Below are 17,513 nucleotides of genomic sequence, written 5' to 3'. Positions count from 1 at the left end.
GGGTCCGGGCGGCTCCCATTGTGCGTGCGACATCGCCGGGCTGATCCCGCAGCCCGCGCGTTTTGGCCCGGCGGTTCCCATGGTGCATGCGGTGAGACCGGGGTGATCCCGCGATCCCTGCGACAAGGCGCGTCGGTCCCATCGACCGGTATGGTGTGCCCGGCACGGGCCGGGGGACCGGGCCGTTGTCGCGAGGGACGCGTTGCCCGGCGATGAGGGGCTAGCGCCGGGGCGGGGTCAGGTAGGGTCGGAGCAGGGCCATCGGATGGGCCTTCAGGCTCAGCTGGGTCGACACGTAATCCTCGACCACCTGTTCGCCCAGCGTCATCTCCGGCAAAAGCGCGGCCGGCTCGTCCAGCACCTCGCCATCCATGTCGCCCGAAAACAGCGGCAGGGGGCGGGCCTTGGCAATGGCCTTGGCCTCCCACAGGGCCTGCCGGCGGGTCAGGCCCAGCCCGGCAAAGGCATCGGCCTCGGACAGCTTTTCCAGCACCGCCGGCCCCAGCCCGGCCCGCCGCCAGACATCGCGCAGGGCCTGGTAGCCGTTGCCCCGCGCGGCGGTCAGCCAGCTGGCATCCTCTTCCGACAGGCCCTTGATCTGGCGGAACCCCAGCCGCAGGGCCAGCCCGCCCTGGCCGTCGGGTTCCATCACGTTGTCCCAATAGCTGGCATTGATGTCGATCGGCCGGACGGTGACCCCGTGTTCGCGGGCATCGCGCACGATCTGGGCCGGGGCGTAAAAGCCCATGGGCTGGGAATTGAGCAGCGCGCAGGCAAAGATGCCCGGGTGGTGGCACTTGATCCAGGCCGAGGCGTAAACCAGCAGGGCAAAGCTGGCCGCATGGCTTTCGGGAAAGCCGTAGGAGCCGAAGCCCTCGATCTGGGAAAAGCAGCGTTCGGCGAAATCCTGGTCATAGCCGTTCCGGCGCATCCCCCGCAGGAAGAGCGAGCGGAATTCGCTGACCGACCCGTGTTTCTTGAAGGTCGCCAGCGAGCGCCGCAGCCGGTCGGCCTGTTCCGGGGTGAAGCCGGCCCCGACGATGGCGATCTGCATGGCCTGTTCCTGGAACAGCGGCACGCCCAGGGTCTTGCCCAGCACCTCGCCCAGGGCATCGGACGGGAACGAGACCTCTTCCTCGCCATTGCGCCGGCGGATGTAGGGATGGACCATGTCGCCCTGGATCGGCCCGGGGCGGATGATGGCCACCTCGATCACCAGGTCGTAGAAATTGCGCGGTTTCATCCGGGGCAGAAAGTTCATCTGGGCCCGGCTCTCGACCTGGAAGACCCCGATGGAATCGGCCCGGCAGAGCATGTCGTAGACCTGCGAATCCTCGGGCGGCAGGGTGGCCAGGCCGTGGCGGGTGCGGTGGTGGCGGGCGATCAGGTCAAAGGCCTTGCGGATGCAGGTCAGCATGCCCAGGCTCAGCACGTCGACCTTGAGGATGCCCAGGGAATCGATGTCGTCCTTGTCCCAGCAGATGACGGTGCGGTCTTCCATCGTGGCATTCTCGATTGGCACCAGCTCGTCCAGCCGGCCATCGGTGATGATGAACCCGCCTACATGTTGCGACAGGTGGCGCGGGAACCCCACGATTTCGTAGACCAGCTCCAGCGTCTGTTGCAGCCGCCGGTCGCGGGCATCCAGCCCGATCTCGGCCAGCCGCGCGGCTTCCAGCCCCTGGGCCGAGAAGAAGCCCCAAAGCTGCGAGGACATGGCCGAGATCGTGTCCTCGGTCAGGCCCATGGCCCGGCCGACCTCGCGGATGGCGCGTTTGCCCCGGTAATGGATGACCGTCGCGCAGAGGCCGGCGCGGTGGCGGCCGTAGCGTTCGTAGATGTGCTGGATGACCTCCTCGCGGCGTTCATGTTCGAAATCGACATCGATGTCGGGCGGCTCGTCCCGGGCTTCGGAGACGAAGCGTTCAAAGACCATGGTGCCGATCTCGGGGCTGACCGAGGTCACGCCCAGGCAGTAGCAGACCACCGAATTGGCCGCCGAGCCCCGGCCCTGGCAGAGGATGTCGCGCGATCGGGCAAAGGCCACGATGTCGCGGACGGTCAGGAAATAGGGTTCGTAGTTCAGCCGGGCGATCAGGTCGAGCTCGTGCTGCAGCATGGCCCGCACGCGGTCCGGCGCCCCGGCCGGGTAGCGCCAGTCCAGGCCTTCGCGGGCCAGCCGGGCCAGGCGCCGGGTCGGGGTTTCGGCATCGGTGGCCTCGGACGGGTATTCATAGCGCAGCTCGTCCAGCGAAAAGGTCAGCCGGTCGGCCAGCTGGCCGGCCCGGTCGATGGCCGCTTCGTGGCCGGCGAAGATCCGGCGCAGCTCGGCCGCGCTGCGCAGGCGCTGTTCGGCATTGGCCTGGGCGGCCCGGCCCAGCTCTTCGACCCGGCGGCCCAGCCGGACGGCCGACAGCACGTCGGCCATGCGCCGGCGGGCGCCGTGATGCATCAGCGGGGCGGCGCTGGCCAGGGTGGGCAGGGCCAGCCCGGCGGCCCGGGCGGCCAGCCGGTCGAACCGGGCGCGGTCGGCCCCGTCATAGGCCGGGTGCAGCAGCAGGTGGACGCGCCCGGGGCAGGCCCGGGCCAGGCGCTGCGCGGCGGGCTGCCAGTCGCCCCGGGGCCAGATCAGCAGTTCAAGCCCGTCGTTGCGGTCAAGGAGATCCTGCAGGGCCAGGTCGCAATCGCCCTTGGCCGCACGCAGCCGCCCGGTCGACAGCAACCGGCAGAGCGTGGCCCAGCCCTGGCGGTCACGGGGCAGGGCGGTGACGGGCGGAGCGTCGGAAAAGACCAGCCGGGCGGCGGGCAGCAGGCGCGGGGCGGTGTCGACGGGAAAGGACGGCGGGGCGGGCAGGTGATCGGGGCGGGGCGGGCCGATCGGGCCATGGGTGGCATCCCAGTCGCGGCGCTCGGCGATCAGCCGGCGGATCGTGCGGGCCCGGGTATGGGCGCGCACGATGCCGGCCACCGAATTGTCGTCGGCGATGGCAATGGCCGGCAGGTCCAGCATGGCGGCACGGTCCATGTATTCCTCGGGGTGGGAGGCCCCGGTGAGGAAGGTGAAGTTGGACGTGATGCAGAGCTCGGCGAACATGGCGGGCAGTATATTCCCGTTTTGTTCTCACGTGGAGTCCGGGTTGAGCCGGGATCGCTCCGGCATCGGTCTGCGGTGCGCAGGGCCATGGCGCGCGGGATATCCCCCCGGCGGTTCAAGAAAATTCAGTGAATTTTCTCGGCCGCCGGGCGGGGTCAGCGGCTGCCGGTCAGGGCCAGGAAGACGTCTTCGAGATCGGCCTGCTCGGTGCGCACGTCGCGAATCGAGATCCCGGCGGCATGCACCGCGCGCAGGACTTCCTCGGCGGTGGTGTCCTGGCTGCGATAGCTCAGGGCGATGGACCCGTCGGGCCGCTGCGTGGCATCGATGCCCGGGGCGTGGGGCAGGGTCTCGGCCGGGCTGTCGGGCTGGATGACCATGCACTTGCCGTCCAGCCGGCCCAGAAGGTTGGCCGTGCTGTCGCGGGCCACGACCTGGCCCTGGTCGATGATGGCGATCTCGTCGCACATCTCTTCGGCCTCTTCGAGGTAATGGGTGGTCAGGATGATCGTCATGCCCTCGGCGTTCAGCTTGCGGACATTGGCCCAGAGCATCTGGCGCAGTTCGATGTCGACCCCGGCGGTGGGCTCGTCCAGCACCAGCACGTTCGGCCGGTGGACCAGGGCCTTGCCCAGTAGCAACCGGCGGCGCATCCCGCCCGATAGCGACCGGGCATAGGCATCCCCCTTGTCGGCCAGGCCGATCAGGTCGAGGATCTTGTCGGTGCGGCGCTGGCGGCGGGGCACGCCGTAGAGCCCGGCCTGGACATCCAGCGCGCCGCGCGGGGTGAAGAACGGATCGAGGTTCAGCTCCTGGGGCATGACGCCGATGGCCGCGCGGGACTGGCGCGGGTTGGCATCCTGGTCAAAGCCCCAGATCTCGACCCGGCCGGCCGACTTGTTGACCAGCCCGGCGAGGATGTTGATCAGGGTCGACTTGCCCGCCCCGTTGGGCCCGAGCAGGCCAAAGACCGCCCCGCGGGGCACGACGAGGTCGATGCCCTTGAGGGCATCCTTGGGCGCCTGGCCCCTTGTTCCCGCATAGGTCTTGCGCAGACCTTCGATCCGGATGGCGTCCTGGGACATCGCGACACTTGCTCCCTCTTCCGGCTTGGCGCATAAGGCGACTTAGCTTTTCAATCGCGGCCCGGCAACCGCCCGGGTCGAGCCAGCCGACGAGGATGAGCCCATGACCATCGAGGCGCCGGAAACCAGGATCGTCGAAAGCGCGCGCGTGGCCTGTGATGGCGGCGAAGGGGCGTTGGGGCACCCGCGGGTGTGGCTGCAGATCCCCGAGGACACGGGCTTTGTGGAATGCCCCTACTGCGATTGCAAATTTGTCCTCAAGGGCCGCGAAGACACCGCCTGAGACGATCCTGTCCCATGCACGGGACCTGAAGGACCTGAAGCGGGCCCTGTGATTTCAACAGCGGGCCCTGTGATTTCAACGGGTTGCAAGGGCGGCCTGGCCGCTTGTTGACGCCTGTCTTCCGGCTTTTGCCGCTTGCGCCTGTAGGGCCGCGGGCCACATCCTCCGCCGTGCCGCCGTGCCGCCGTGCCGCCGTGCCGCCGTGCCGCCGTGCCGCCGTGCCGCCGTGCCGCCGTGCCGCCGTGCCGCCGTGCCGCCGTGCCGCCGTGCCGCCGTGCCGCCGTGCCGCCGTGCCGCCGTGCCGATGTGAGGGCGACGGGTGTAAGGGTGACGGTGCAAGGGCCGCTGGGTGCGGCGGAGCGGGGCCGTCTGTCGTGGCGCAAGTGTCGCGACGGGAAGGGCCCCTTGCAAGACAGTTCCATCATGGCGGGCAAATCGGGCGGCCGATATCCCGGCGCTGCCCGCCGGATCAGCGCAACCCCCTGAAACAGGCGGGAAAACGCCATTCCGGAAAATGTACGACAATAGAATAAATTTGATACGAACGTCGTGATACCCTGAACCGGCGGACAGGCACCTGCCCAGAGGTGCGCCGCGACGCCGGCGTCGTCGGACCCGGTGCTTGTTCAAGGGAGTTAACGATGCCAGCATCATACGATATCAATTCCGCTGCCCTCTATCGCGAGAACGGAGACGGCACCTATACCCTTCTGACCGGTGACGTGTCGGGCGAGCAGGGGTCTGCCCTTGCAACCAGCCCGACAGCATACCCCAACACGATTGAAACGCTGGATACCAACAGCGACGACTACTTTGACCCGGGCGAAAATGTTGGTGCTTCCGGCGGCCTGTCGGGCGTTTACGAAGGCTACATGGAGATCAACGGCGATACCTACCTGGTCATCACCAACACGGCCAGCCCGGACACGGTCTATGTCGTGTCCGAGGTGGAAATTTCCAACGAAGATTACCCCGTGGGATTTTCCGACAGCGACCTGATCACCGATCCGCTGCTGGAATGTTTCACCGCAGGCACGCTGATCGCCACGCCGCAGGGTGAATGCGCGGTGGAACGGCTGGCCATCGGCGACATGGTGCAGACGGCGGACGGCCGGGCCGTGGCGGTCAAGTGGATCGGGCGGCAGATCGTGTCGCGCCTGTTCACCGCGCCGGAACGCTTTGCCCCGGTGCGCATCACGGCCGGCGCGTTGGGCGCGGGCCTGCCCCATGCCGATCTGCTGGTGTCGGGCGATCACGCGATGGTGGTGGACGGGCTGGCCATCAATGCCAGCGCGCTGGTCAATGGCGGCTCGATCCGCTGGGAGCCGGTTGCCGGGCTGGGCGAGCGGATGACCTATTACCATGTCGAGACCGAGGCCCATGACGTGATCCTGGCCAATGGCGCGCCGGCCGAGAGCTATATCGACTATGTCGGGCGGCAGGCCTTCGACAATTACGCCGAGTACCTGGCGCTTTACGGCGAAGACCGGCGGATCACCGAGATGGCCTTGCCGCGGGTGTCGTCGGCGCGGCTGGTGCCGGCGGCGATCCGGGCGCGGCTGGATCGGGCGGGCCAGGATCTTCGGGTGCCGATGCAGGCCGCCGGCTGAGCGGGGCGGGCCGGGGGACAGACCGGCCCAGCACCTTGGATCGGACAAAAGGAAAGCGGGGCGTCAGGTGCTGGCGCCCCGCCTGCCATGTCCGCCGTCTTGCCCCCAAGACGGCGGTGCTGCATGCCTTCAGATCAGGTCGAGCATGACCTCCCGGTAGAGGTTCTCGGTCTCGGGCAGGACGTGCCGGCCGTTGACCTTTGGCTCCTTCGTGTCCCCGGCCGTGTCACGGCCCGCATCCTGCCCCGTATCCTGGCCCGCATCCTTGGCCGGCGCGCGGGCCGCCTCCTCGGCCGATGGGTCGGCCTCCTCGGTGGTCACCGACATGCGGCCGACGGCCTCGCCCACGGCGCGGGTGGCATCCATCCGGGCGGTGCGGCGATCCTTCAGAGCCGCGGTATCCGCCAGCTCGGGAAACAGCGAGAAGAGCTCGCGCCGGACGTCACGGTCAAGCGCCTGCAGGGCGACCTCGCCGGGATGGAAGCTTTCGCACTGGGCGCCGTTGGCAAAGACGATCTCGTGCCGGTCGAGCATGAAATGCACGTAGGTGATGATGCCGCCCGGCGCGTGGCGGATGTTCTTGTCGTTGACCAGGTGCTTGGCCGCGACAAAGACCTCGGGCTGGCCCATCAGCAGCTCGGGCGCCCAGCCGGTGACCAGCACGCGGTGCTCGGGCGACAGGCGCAGCAGGGTTTCGTTGCCGATCGACCCGGCCTGGAATTCGATCGGCGTGTAAAGCCCTTCGGCCCGGACAGCGGTATGGCCGACCCAGCGCACGGTCTGAAAGCCGTTGTCGCGGGTGATGACCTTGTCGCCGGGCACCAGCTTTTCGACGGCTTTCTGGCCCTGGTTGGTCAGGATCAGCGTGCCGGCCCCGAAACAGACGGGGATGGCGATCTGCTGGTCCAGGGTAAAGGTCAGCAGGGCGTTCTGTTCGACATAGGCCACCAGGTCGGTGATGCCGAGGCCCGACAGGATCAGGCCGATGCCCGGCACGGCCAGGATTTCGGACACCAGCCCGCCCAGCAGCGAAGCCGGTTCGCCCGCCGGATAATGCAGGTAGGTGCCGGCCGCGGTCTGGATGGCATCGACGGGCACCTGTTCGGACAAATCGACCCGCAGGACACCAAGGTTGATGCCGACCGACACGGTGCCGGAGGCCGTTGCGGTGACCGGGGCGCCTTCGAAGGTGGCCGGTTCGCCGGGCTCGTAGGTGAAGTCGTCGTCATCGTCATCGAAGACCAGTTCCCCGGTCCCGGGGCCGTCGAAGTCGGAAATGATGATGTTCGGACCGAGGGTGACCAGACTGCCATCGTAGAAATAGACGGAGTCCAGCTCTGTGGTGCGTTCGGGCATTTCATACTCCAGTGTTCCAAAACCATAGACAGGGCCGACAGGCCGAAACTGGTAACCGTTGGCGCCCGTAGATGGTGGGCTGAGCATTTTTCCCTGCGCTCAAAGGGACGCGGTATTTCGCCCCTCTGACGTTAGGTTATTTCGGTTCGTGCAGAAATCAATACATCTTAAGTTGTGATGGATGAAATTGGGGCAATCCCGGGGCGGTGGTCATTTTTGTTGCCATAATATCAACAGTGATGCCGCAATTTCGGGTTTTTGGTTGCTCGTGTTAATAATTATTACCCATGCGGGTGGCGTGCGGGGGCGGCTCCTCCTTGGGGCCATGGCCGTCGGCGGGGCGGATCGGGCCGCGCGGGGGCGAATCCCCCCGGCCCGGCCGGGCGGTGCCGGCGGGCGATGCACCGGCTGGCATCCGGCGGCGGATCGTGTCAGGACAGGACATCGTCAGGATACCGGTTTCGGGAGACCACGCGCATGTCCACGTTCGGCAAGGGTTGCCATCTGCATCTGATCGACGGGTCGGCCTTTATCTTCCGGGCCTATCACGCGCTGCCGCCACTGACGCGCAAGTCGGACGGCCTGCCGGTGGGCGCGGTGGCCGGGTTCTGCAACATGCTGCACCGCTATGTCGAAGGGAACACCGGGCCGGATGCGCCGACCCATGTGGCGGTGATCTTCGACAAGGGCTCGCACACGTTCCGCAACGATCTGTACGATCTCTACAAGGCCAACCGCGAGGCCATGCCCGAGGATCTGCGCCCGCAGATGCCGCTGACCCGCGAGGCGACCCGGGCGTTCAACATCGCCTGCAAGGAAATCGAAGGCTACGAGGCCGACGACATCATCGCGACCCTGGCCTGCCAGGCGCGCGAGGCCGGCGGGCGGGTGACGATCATCAGCTCGGACAAGGACCTGATGCAGCTGGTCGGCGGCGGGGTCGAGATGCTGGACGCGATGAAGAACGCGCGGATCGATGTCGACGGCGTGCGGGCCAAGTTCGGCGTCGGGCCGGAGCGGGTGGTCGACGTGCAGGCGCTGGCCGGGGATTCGGTCGACAACGTGCCGGGCGCGCCGGGCATCGGGATCAAGACGGCGGCCCTGCTGATCAACGAATACGGCGACCTGGACACGCTGCTGGAACGGGCGGGCGAGATCAAGCAGCCCAAGCGCCGCCAGACCCTGATCGACAATGCCGACCAGATCCGCCTGTCGCGCCAGCTGGTCCAGCTGGATTGCGATACGCCGCTGGATTTCACGCTGGACGATCTCGAGGTCCGCGACCCCGATGGCGAGACCTTGCTGGGCTTCCTGACAGAGATGGAATTCCGCACGCTGACCAAGCGCATCGCCGACCAGATGGGCGTCGAGGCCCCGGCCGCGCCCGAGGTGGCCCGGCCCGAGGAAGCCCCGGCCGAGGTCGAGATGCCGGCCTTTGATGCTGCCGACTACACCGCCGTGCGCACGGCCGAGGAGCTGGCGCCCTGGATCGACGAGATCCGCGAGCGGGGCTGGGTGGCCGTCGACACCGAGACCACCGGGCTGAACGAGATGATCGCCGAGCTGGTCGGGATTTCGCTGGCCGTCGAGCCGGGCCGGGCCTGTTACATCCCGCTGGGCCACAAGGCCGAGGGTGGCGAAGGGCTGTTCGGATCGGATGACCTGGCCGATGGCCAGATGCCGCTCGACGCCGCCCTGGCCGCGCTGAAACCGGTGTTCGAGAACCCGGCGATCGTCAAGATCGGCCAGAACATGAAATACGACGCCAAGATCCTGGCCCGCTACGGCGTGGCCATGGCGCCGATCGACGACACCATGCTGATGTCCTATGCCATGCATGGCGGCGAGCATAACCACGGCATGGACACCCTGGCCGAGCGTTACCTCGGCCATACGCCGATCCCGATCAAGCCGCTGCTGGGCTCGGGCAAATCGGCCATCACCTTCGATCGCGTGCCGTTGGACAAGGCCACCGAATATGCCGCCGAAGATGCCGACATCACCCTGCGCCTGTGGAAGATCTTTAAACCCCAGCTGCATGCGGCCCGGGTGACGACGGTCTACGAAACGCTGGAACGGCCGCTGGTGCCGGTGCTGGCCCAGATGGAGATGCACGGCGTCAAGGTCGACCGCGACACGCTCAGCCGCATGTCCAACGCGTTCAGCCAGAAGATGGCCGCTCTGGAGGCCGAGATCCACGAGCTGGCCGGCGAGACCTTCAACGTCGGCTCGCCCAGCCAGGTCGGCGGCATCCTCTTCGACAAGATGTCGCTGCCGGGGGGCAAGAAGGGCAAGACCGGGAAATATTCGACGCCGGCCGACGTGCTCGAAGACCTGGCCACCGAACATGACCTGCCGGGCCGGGTGCTGGACTGGCGCCAGCTGAGCAAGCTGAAATCGACCTATACCGATGCCCTGCAGGAGCACATCAACACGGACACCGGCCGGGTGCACACGTCTTATGCCATCGCCGGGGCCAACACCGGGCGGCTGGCCTCGACCGATCCCAACCTGCAAAACATCCCCGTGCGGTCCGAAGAGGGCCGGCGCATCCGCGAGGCCTTTGTGGCCGAAGAGGGCAACGTTCTGGTCTCGCTCGACTATTCCCAGATCGAGCTGCGCATCCTGGCGCATATCGCCAACATCCCCGAGCTGAAACAGGCCTTTGCCGACGGGCTGGACATTCACGCCATGACGGCCTCGGAAATGTTCGACGTGCCGCTGGACGAGATGACGCCCGACATCCGGCGGCAGGCCAAGGCGATCAACTTCGGGGTGATCTACGGCATTTCCGGCTTTGGCCTGGCGCGCAACCTGCGCATCCCGCGGGGCGAGGCCCAGGGCTTTATCGACCGCTATTTCGAGCGCTTCCCGGGCATCAAGGATTACATGGCCGAGACCAAGGGATTTGCCAAGGAACACGGCTTTGTCCAGACGCTGTTCGGGCGCAAGATCCACACCCCCGAGATCAGCGCCAAGGGCCCGCGGGCGGGGTTTGCCCAGCGGGCGGCGATCAATGCGCCGATCCAGGGCACGGCGGCCGACATCATCCGCCGGGCGATGATCCGCATGCCCGATGCCATCGCGGGGATGCCGGCAAAGATGCTGCTGCAGGTGCACGACGAATTGCTGTTCGAAGTGGCCGAGGATGCGGTCGACGACCTGGTGACGCGGGCGCGCGACATCATGGAAGGCGCGGCCGATCCGGCGGTGAAGCTGGACGTCAAGCTGGTGGTCGAAGCCGGCCAGGGGGCCAACTGGGCGCAAGCGCATTAAGCGCGGCCGCCCTCGCGGCGGGTCGTTGAATGCCCGTCCAGGCGTGTTCCCGGCCGGCCCGTCGCTCCGGCCGGCTCAGCCCTTCATCCAGCCCAGGGTCTTCTCGGTCTTGATGCCCGGTTGGTACTCGGCGCTGACCCAGCCGGCATAGCCGCTGTCGTCCATGGCGGCAAAGATCGCTCGGAAATCGACATGGCCACTGCCCGGCGCGCCCCGGCCGGGGGCATCGCCGATCTGGGCATGGGTGACATGCGGCGCCACCCGGTCCCAGACCGCCAGCGCGTCGCCGTGGATCTCGGTGGCGTGGAACGTGTCGTATTGCAGGCCCAGGTTCGGCCGGTCGACGGCGGCGATGATGTCGAGCGCCAGGTCGTAATCGGCCAGGAAATATCCGGGGAAACTGCCACGGTTGAGCGGTTCGATGGTAAAGGCCTGGCCCGGGGCGGTATCAGCGGCCAGCTGCAGGTTGCGCACAAAGGTCGCCCGGGCATCCGCGCCGTCGCCCTCGCCGGCCATGACATGGATATGATCGGGGCGCAGCAGCTCGGCATAGCGCAGCACCCGGCGGATATCGCGGGCAAAGCGGTCCTCGCCCCCGACCAGCGCGCCATAGCCCGGCACCCCGCCGGTGTAATTGGGCGGCGGGGCGTTCATCAGCACGAAATCAAGCCCGGCCGAGATCAGCGCCCGCCGGGTTTCCTGGGCGGCGAACTCGTAGGGAAACAGCACCTCCACCCCGTCGAACCCGGCCTCGGCCGCGGCGGCAAACCGGTCGAGATAGGGCAGTTCGGTCCAGAGCAGGCTGAGATTGGCGGCAAACCGGGGCATCGTGGCGTCCTCTACATCCCTAAGGTCATGGCCTCGCCGCTGCCCCTGCGTCAAGTCATCTCGCGCCGCGATCCTGCTTCTTTCTCTTCATAAATATCCGGCCGACCGGTGACGCCCGCGGTGATCCCCGTGCGGGGCGGTGGCGCCTGGATGGCCCGGCGTCGCGGCGGCGGCGGGTGCGGGATGGGATACTTGGAAAGAGAAAGAAGCAGCAGGGCGGCGCGCCATCCCGGCCGGGCGCGGGCGGCGGGGTGGGCAGGGCGTGGCGCATCGGGCCAAAATCGGTTTTCCCCGGGTTTCGCAGGCGTTAGAACGCAAGCGACGCCCGAAACGGAGCCATGATCCATGTCCACGCCGAAACCCGTTGTCCTGTGCATTCTCGATGGATGGGGCCTGTCCCAAGACACCTCGGCCAATGCGCCCTACCTGGCGCGGACGCCCAACATGGACCGGCTGATGCAGACCTGCCCGCATGCCACGCTGGTCACCCATGGCCCGGATGTCGGCCTGCCCTCGGGCCAGATGGGCAATTCCGAGGTCGGCCACATGAACATCGGGGCCGGGCGGGTCGTGGCCATGGACCTGGGCCAGATCGAACTGGCCATCGAGGATGGCAGCTTCTTCGACAATGCCGCGCTGACGGATTTCATCGCCACCCTGAAAAAGACCAAGGGCACGGCGCACCTGGTCGGCGTGGTGTCGGACGGTGGCGTGCACGGCCATCTCGACCACCTGCTCGCCGCGGCCCGGGCCACCAGCGAAGCCGGCATTCCGACGCTGATCCATGCCATCACCGATGGCCGGGACGTGGCGCCGAAATCGGCCGATGGCTACATCTCCGACCTGGTCGCCCGGCTGCCCGAGGGCGTGGGCATCGCCACCGTCATCGGCCGGTATTTCGCCATGGACCGCGACAACCGCTGGGAACGGGTCGAGACTGCCTTTGCGGCCATCGTCCGGGGCGAGGCCGACCACGGCGCGGCCAGCGCGGCCGAGGCCGTGGCCCAGGCCTATGAGCGGGGCGAGACCGACGAGTTCATCCCGGCCACGGTCATCGCGGGTTATGACGGGTTCGGCGAGGCCGACGGGCTGTTCTGCCTGAACTTCCGGGCCGACCGCGCGCGCGAGATCCTGGCAGCCATCGGCCAGCCCGGGTTCGACGGCTTTGACACCGGCCCGCGCCCCGACCTGGCGGCCATGCTGGGCATGGTGGATTATTCCGACACCCATGGCACCTTCATGACCACGGCCTATCCCAAGGCCAGGATCGTCAACACCCTGGGCGAATGGGTGTCGAAACAGGGCAAGACCCAGTTCCGCCTGGCCGAGACCGAGAAATACCCCCACGTGACCTTCTTCCTCAACGGCGGGGTGGAGGCCCCTGCCGAGGGCGAGGACCGGTTCATGCCGAAATCGCCCAAGGTCGCGACCTATGACCTGCAGCCCGAAATGTCCGAACCGGAGGTGGCCGCGAAATTCGTCGAGGCCATCGAGGCGGGCTATGACCTGATCGTCACCAATTTCGCCAACCCCGACATGGTAGGCCATACCGGCGACCTGGATGCGGCGATCAAGGCCTGCGAGGCCGTCGACGACGGGCTGGGCCAGGTGCTCGAGGCGCTGGACAAGGCAGGTGGCGCGATGCTGGTCATCGCCGATCACGGCAATTGCGAATGCATGGTCGATCCCGAGACCGGCGGCCCGCACACGGCCCATACGACCAACCCGGTGCCCGTCATCCTGGTGGGCGGACCGGCGGGCGCAGCGCTGCGCGACGGGCGGCTGGCCGATGTGGCGCCGACCCTGTTGCGGCTGATGGCGCTGGACCAGCCGGAGGAAATGACCGGAGAAAGCCTGATCGCATGACCCGCCGCGCCCTGGGCCCGAATGTCCTGCCGGCCCTGCTGCCCGCCCTGCTGGTCGCGCTGATGCTGGCGCGGCCCGTCCTGGCGGCGGACCCGGCCGAAGCGGCGCGGCAGGCGGCGGCCAAGCTGGAGGCGGCAACCCTGTCGCTTCAGGGCGCGACCTCGGCCCGCGACCGGGTGGCGGCGCTGACCGAAACCGTTCAGGCCTTCGAGGCCGGGCTGGCCGCCATGCGCGACGGGCTGCGCCGGGCCGCCCTGCAGGAAGCCAGCCTGACCGCCCGGCTGGCCGCCAGTGAGGACGACATCGCCCAGCTGCTGGGCGTGTTGCAAAGCATCGGCACGGCCCCGCCGCCGGTCTTGATGCTGCATCCTTCCGGCCCGCTGGGCGCCGCGCGCTCGGGCATGATCATGGCCGAGGTCGCGCCGGGGCTGGATGCCCGGGCCGACCGGCTGCGCGCCGATCTCGACGAGATCCGCACCCTGCGGCTGTTGCAGGAAACCGCCGCCCGGCGCCTGGCCGAGGGGCTGGCCGGAGTCCAGCAGGCCCGGGCCGCGCTGAGCCAGGCCATTGCCGACCGCACCGACCTGCCCCGCCGGTTCACCGCCGACCCGGTGCGCACGGCGATCCTGATCGGATCGACCGAAACCCTGGACGGGTTCGCCAGCGGGTTGTCGGACATCGTCGAGGGCGACATCCCGGCGACCAATGCCGATGTCTCGGGGCTGAAGGGCGAATTGCCCCTGCCGGTGCAGGGTGTGCTGCTGCACCGGGCCGGCGCGGCCGATGCCGCAGGCGTCACCCGCGCGGGCATCCTGGTGGCCACCCGGCCCCGGGCGTTGGTCGTCACGCCGACGGCCGCGACGATCCGCTACCTGGGCCCGCTGCTGGACCTGGGCAACGTGGCGATCCTGGAACCCCAGGCCGACACGCTGTTCATCCTGTCGGGGCTGGACCAGGTCTTTGGCCAGGCCGGCGAGGTGCTGCCCCCCGGCACGCCGGTCGGATTGATGGGCGGGTCCGACCCGGAGACGGGCGAGATCGTGTCAACTGCTGGTGAGGGGTCTGGAAACGGCCGGACAGAAACGCTTTACATAGAAGTCAGGGAAAACGGGCAGCCGGTGGACCCCGAGTCGTGGTTCCGGATCGAACAGGATGGATAGAACATGAAAAAAGTACTGATGGTGGCTCTTGGCGGCACGCTCGCCGGGATCGTCGCCACCACCCAGATCGCCGGTCCGCTGCTGGCCCAGGAAAGCGAGCGGAATTCCAGTGTCTACGAGCAGCTCGACCTGTTCGGGGACATCTTCGAACGCATCCGCGCGCAATATGTCGAAGAGGTCGAGCCGGGCGAGCTGATCGAGGCGGCCATCGACGGCATGCTGACCTCGCTCGACCCGCATTCCAGTTACCTGTCGCCCGATGACGCCGCCGCCATGCGCGTGCAGACGCGGGGCGAGTTCGGCGGGCTGGGCATCGAGGTCACCCAGGAAGAGGGCTTCGTCAAGGTCGTGTCGCCGATGGATGGCACGCCGGCCGACGAGGCCGGGATCGAGGCCGGCGACTTCATCACCCATGTCGATGGGGAAAGCGTGCTGGGCCTGACGCTGGATTCGGCCGTCGACATGATGCGCGGGCCGGTCGGGTCCGAGATCATCATCACCGTGGTGCGCGAGGGTGTCGACGAGCCCTTCGACGTGTCGATCATCCGCGATACGATCAAGCTGACGGCCGTGCGCACGCGGACCGAGGGCGAAAGCGTCGTGCTGCGGGTGACGACCTTCAACGACCAGACCTATCCCAACCTCGAAGAGGGGCTGAAGGAACAGATCGAGGCCGCCGGGGGCATGGACAAGGTCAACGGCGTCGTGCTGGACCTGCGCAACAACCCGGGCGGGCTGCTGAACCAGGCGATCAAGGTGTCGGATGCCTTCCTCGACAAGGGCGAGATCGTGTCGACGCGCGGCCGCAACCCGGAAGACGGCGAGCGGTTCAATGCCACGCCGGGCGACCTGATCGACGGCAAGCCGATCGTCGTGCTGATCAACGGCGGCTCGGCCTCGGCCTCGGAAATCGTGGCCGGCGCGCTGCAGGATCACCGTCGGGCCATCGTGGTGGGCACCAAGAGCTTCGGCAAGGGCTCGGTCCAGACCGTCATGCCGCTGCGCTCGGACGGGGCGATGCGGCTGACCACGGCGCGGTATTACACGCCGTCGGGCCGGTCGATCCAGGCGCTTGGCGTGTCGCCGGACATCGTGGTCGAACAGCCGCGCCCGAACCCGGCCGCCGAGGACGAGGACGAGGGCAACGGCCGCACCCGGTCCGAGGCCGATCTGCGCGGGCGGCTGTCGAATGACAGCCTGACCGAGGACGAGATCCGCCAGATCGAGGAAGACCGCGAGAAGGCCGAGGCCTCGGCCGCACGGCGCCAGGAGGATTACCAGCTGGCCTATGCGATCGACATCCTCAAGGGCCTGTCGGCGCTGGGTCCGCAGGAATAAGTCCAGGGGCCTGATCCGAAAGGCCGATTGCCGGGCCGCGCCGTTTCAACGGCGCGGCCCGTTGCATTTTGGTGGCCGTGTCGGGCGGTCATGTTGCGTGGTGTCAGTAGCCCGCGGCACCGTTCGGTGCAGGTGAGGGGGTGGGTGCGGGTGGGGGTGGGCCTGGGGTTGGCGAAACGGACCCGTTTGCCCCTTGGCTGAGGCGGCACCCGGGCCCCGGCCCGGTCTCGGGACTCAAGCGGCCGCCGGAGACAAAGCCGACCCCGGCCCAGTCTCGGGGCTCAGGCGACCCCCAAGGGCCAAAGCCGGCCCCGGCCCGGACCCGAGGCTCAGCCGGTCTCGGCGCAATGCCGGCGGAAGGCGCCCTTCAGCAGGTCGAGCTCGGCGCGCAGCAATTCGATCTCGACGCGGATGTCATCGGCCGCCGGAGCCCCGGCGATCAGCGAGAAGACGGCCATCCGCGTGCCGGCGCCATCCGTGATCACAAAGGTCTGAACCCCGTCGGCGATGGCCTCGGTGGGGATCGGCACGCGCACGATCCACTGGCCTGGCTCTTCGTCGGCCGTCAGCTGCATCCCGTCGACCGGGCGATCCTGCCAGGTCACGCGCAGCTCGGGCTCGGCGCCGTTCTGCGGCGCTCCGGTCAGCCGGCCTTCCCAGGTGCCGTTGCGCAGGTTGATTTCGCTCAGTTCCATCGCTCTTCCCGTCCTTGACCCCGTTCGCGGCCCTCTGCCCGGCCCGTCATCCCGGCCCTTGCCCGCGCCTGGCCGCCCTTGCCCCGTCGCTGCCCGCCGATCCTACAGCGAGGCACGCGGCAGCCGGGCAAAGGTCAGGTCGCGCAGCACGACCTGGTTCATCTCGGGGCCTTCGAAGATCAGGTCGACCCAGGCCCGTTCCACCCGCTTTTCGTTCAGCTTGGAATAGGCCAGGTCGAATTCGACCATGACCTCGTCCTCGTGCAGGGGCAATTCGCGCACGATCTGTTCGGTGTTCGGCCCGTGCTGGACATTCAGCCGGGCGAAGATCTCGATCGGGCGCTCCATCTCGATGACCGTGTTCAGCCGCACCAGATTGTTGCGCGTCAGGCCCTGGACCGCCTCGTCGGGCAGGTCGACGACCAGCGACAGGAACGACCCGTCAAAGCCCAGCACATCCATGCGCAGGCCAAAGGGCGCCAGGTCTTCGGGCCGGTGGTTGCGCAGCTGGCGCAGGGTCAGCTCGGACCGGGCGCAATCGTGGAACAGGGTCAGCTGGGCGCCGAACATGGTCTTGGTCTCGACGGCGGCCATGCCGGGCCGGCCCAGCGGGCCGCGCCAGGCCTCGGGGCGCCAGGCCCAGTCGGTGCCATGGGGACGGGGGAAGGCATTGGTGCCGATGCCGGGCATGGTCAGCCGGCCGTCGGCCACGTGGATCAGCCGGTCGAGATGCATGCGCAGCTGGCGGGCTTCGCCCCGCTGGTGACGCAGTTCGGGAAGGTCGACATCCGTTGCGGCCCGGGCCAGTCGGCGCCAGCGGCGGACGGCCCGGCGGAAGTTCACGCGATCGAGATAGCTGCTCATGCCCTACATGATTCCTGTGGCCGTGGCGGATCCCTGCACCCCGGTCCGTTCTACATAG

Annotated in this window: 12 protein-coding genes; 6 read left to right on the top strand and 6 right to left on the bottom strand. The window is 68.0% G+C overall.

From position 1 onward, the window contains the following. Positions 1-220: 220 nt before the first annotated feature. Entirely contained in the window at positions 221-3,094 is a 2,874-nt protein-coding gene (locus tag ACK3BB_RS02070) for an error-prone DNA polymerase (protein ID WP_428927070.1), read from the bottom strand. Positions 3,095-3,249: 155 nt separating this feature from the next. After that, positions 3,250-4,179: an ABC transporter ATP-binding protein gene (locus ACK3BB_RS02065; RefSeq protein ID WP_428927069.1), complete on the bottom strand. Its 930-nt coding sequence runs from the start codon at positions 4,177-4,179 to the stop codon at positions 3,250-3,252. Positions 4,180-4,282: 103 nt separating this feature from the next. On the opposite strand from ACK3BB_RS02065, the gene ACK3BB_RS02060 reads away from it, so the two are divergent. Both ACK3BB_RS02060 and ACK3BB_RS02055 read left to right on the top strand, forming a co-directional pair. Beyond that, positions 4,283-4,462: a zinc-finger domain-containing protein gene (locus tag ACK3BB_RS02060; protein WP_428927068.1), complete on the top strand. Its 180-nt coding sequence runs from the start codon at positions 4,283-4,285 to the stop codon at positions 4,460-4,462. A gap of 641 nt (positions 4,463-5,103) precedes the next feature. Next, a complete protein-coding gene (locus tag ACK3BB_RS02055; RefSeq protein ID WP_428927067.1) occupies positions 5,104-6,072 on the top strand; it encodes a Hint domain-containing protein in 969 nt (322 codons plus the stop codon). A gap of 129 nt (positions 6,073-6,201) precedes the next feature. Here ACK3BB_RS02055 and ACK3BB_RS02050 read toward each other — a convergent pair whose 3' ends face one another. Next, on the bottom strand, positions 6,202-7,428 hold the full coding sequence (locus ACK3BB_RS02050) for a Hint domain-containing protein (protein WP_428927066.1): 1,227 nt from the start codon (positions 7,426-7,428) through the stop codon (positions 6,202-6,204). 477 nt (positions 7,429-7,905) lie between these two features. On the opposite strand from ACK3BB_RS02050, the gene polA reads away from it, so the two are divergent. Next, the gene (polA, locus tag ACK3BB_RS02045; protein WP_428927065.1) at positions 7,906-10,704 is read left to right on the top strand and encodes a DNA polymerase I; all 2,799 of its coding nucleotides are present in this window, start codon (positions 7,906-7,908) and stop codon (positions 10,702-10,704) included. 75 nt (positions 10,705-10,779) lie between these two features. Here polA and ACK3BB_RS02040 read toward each other — a convergent pair whose 3' ends face one another. Next, positions 10,780-11,532 carry a hydroxypyruvate isomerase family protein gene (locus ACK3BB_RS02040; protein ID WP_428927064.1) on the bottom strand — a complete coding sequence of 251 codons (753 nt, stop codon included), beginning with the start codon at positions 11,530-11,532 and terminating at the stop codon, positions 10,780-10,782. Positions 11,533-11,877: 345 nt separating this feature from the next. Between ACK3BB_RS02040 and gpmI the strand changes: the two genes are divergently transcribed. The 3 genes from gpmI to ACK3BB_RS02025 are packed head-to-tail and all read left to right on the top strand — an operon-like array spanning position 11,878 to position 15,896. Then, positions 11,878-13,398 carry a 2,3-bisphosphoglycerate-independent phosphoglycerate mutase gene (gene gpmI, locus ACK3BB_RS02035; protein WP_428927063.1) on the top strand — a complete coding sequence of 507 codons (1,521 nt, stop codon included), beginning with the start codon at positions 11,878-11,880 and terminating at the stop codon, positions 13,396-13,398. Continuing rightward, positions 13,395-14,558 (top strand): murein hydrolase activator EnvC family protein, encoded by a 1,164-nt coding sequence (locus ACK3BB_RS02030; RefSeq protein WP_428927062.1) that lies wholly within the window; start codon positions 13,395-13,397, stop codon positions 14,556-14,558. Before gpmI ends, ACK3BB_RS02030 begins: the two co-directional genes overlap by 4 nt. A 3-nt stretch (positions 14,559-14,561) precedes the next feature. After that, positions 14,562-15,896: a S41 family peptidase gene (locus ACK3BB_RS02025; RefSeq protein WP_428927061.1), complete on the top strand. Its 1,335-nt coding sequence runs from the start codon at positions 14,562-14,564 to the stop codon at positions 15,894-15,896. A gap of 329 nt (positions 15,897-16,225) precedes the next feature. On the opposite strand, the gene ACK3BB_RS02020 is transcribed toward ACK3BB_RS02025, so the two are convergent. After that, positions 16,226-16,591, bottom strand: a complete 366-nt coding sequence (locus tag ACK3BB_RS02020) for a hypothetical protein (protein WP_428927060.1) — start codon at positions 16,589-16,591, stop codon at positions 16,226-16,228. 102 nt (positions 16,592-16,693) lie between these two features. Next, positions 16,694-17,455: a DUF6478 family protein gene (locus ACK3BB_RS02015; RefSeq protein WP_428927059.1), complete on the bottom strand. Its 762-nt coding sequence runs from the start codon at positions 17,453-17,455 to the stop codon at positions 16,694-16,696. Positions 17,456-17,513 lie beyond the last annotated feature (58 nt).

The sequence above is a fragment of the Marinibacterium sp. SX1 genome, assembly GCF_050389775.1.
GTDB lineage: Bacteria > Pseudomonadota > Alphaproteobacteria > Rhodobacterales > Rhodobacteraceae > Marinibacterium.
Note: the sequence above shows the minus strand (reverse complement) of the source record. Positions and strands in the feature narration are given on the sequence as shown.

Bases quoted from the DNA above. Each gene is read 5' to 3' on its own strand.
- ACK3BB_RS02065 (WP_428927069.1), bottom strand. From the start codon at position 4,179: ATGTCCCAGGACGCCATCCGGATCGAAGGTCTGCGCAAGACCTATGCG.
- gpmI (WP_428927063.1), top strand. From the start codon at position 11,878: ATGTCCACGCCGAAACCCGTTGTCCTGTGCATTCTCGATGGATGGGGC.
- ACK3BB_RS02015 (WP_428927059.1), bottom strand. From the start codon at position 17,455: ATGAGCAGCTATCTCGATCGCGTGAACTTCCGCCGGGCCGTCCGCCGC.
- ACK3BB_RS02060 (WP_428927068.1), top strand. From the start codon at position 4,283: ATGACCATCGAGGCGCCGGAAACCAGGATCGTCGAAAGCGCGCGCGTG.
- ACK3BB_RS02055 (WP_428927067.1), top strand. From the start codon at position 5,104: ATGCCAGCATCATACGATATCAATTCCGCTGCCCTCTATCGCGAGAAC.
- ACK3BB_RS02050 (WP_428927066.1), bottom strand. From the start codon at position 7,428: ATGCCCGAACGCACCACAGAGCTGGACTCCGTCTATTTCTACGATGGC.
- ACK3BB_RS02030 (WP_428927062.1), top strand. From the start codon at position 13,395: ATGACCCGCCGCGCCCTGGGCCCGAATGTCCTGCCGGCCCTGCTGCCC.
- ACK3BB_RS02020 (WP_428927060.1), bottom strand. From the start codon at position 16,591: ATGGAACTGAGCGAAATCAACCTGCGCAACGGCACCTGGGAAGGCCGG.
- ACK3BB_RS02070 (WP_428927070.1), bottom strand. From the start codon at position 3,094: ATGTTCGCCGAGCTCTGCATCACGTCCAACTTCACCTTCCTCACCGGG.
- ACK3BB_RS02025 (WP_428927061.1), top strand. From the start codon at position 14,562: ATGAAAAAAGTACTGATGGTGGCTCTTGGCGGCACGCTCGCCGGGATC.
- polA (WP_428927065.1), top strand. From the start codon at position 7,906: ATGTCCACGTTCGGCAAGGGTTGCCATCTGCATCTGATCGACGGGTCG.
- ACK3BB_RS02040 (WP_428927064.1), bottom strand. From the start codon at position 11,532: ATGCCCCGGTTTGCCGCCAATCTCAGCCTGCTCTGGACCGAACTGCCC.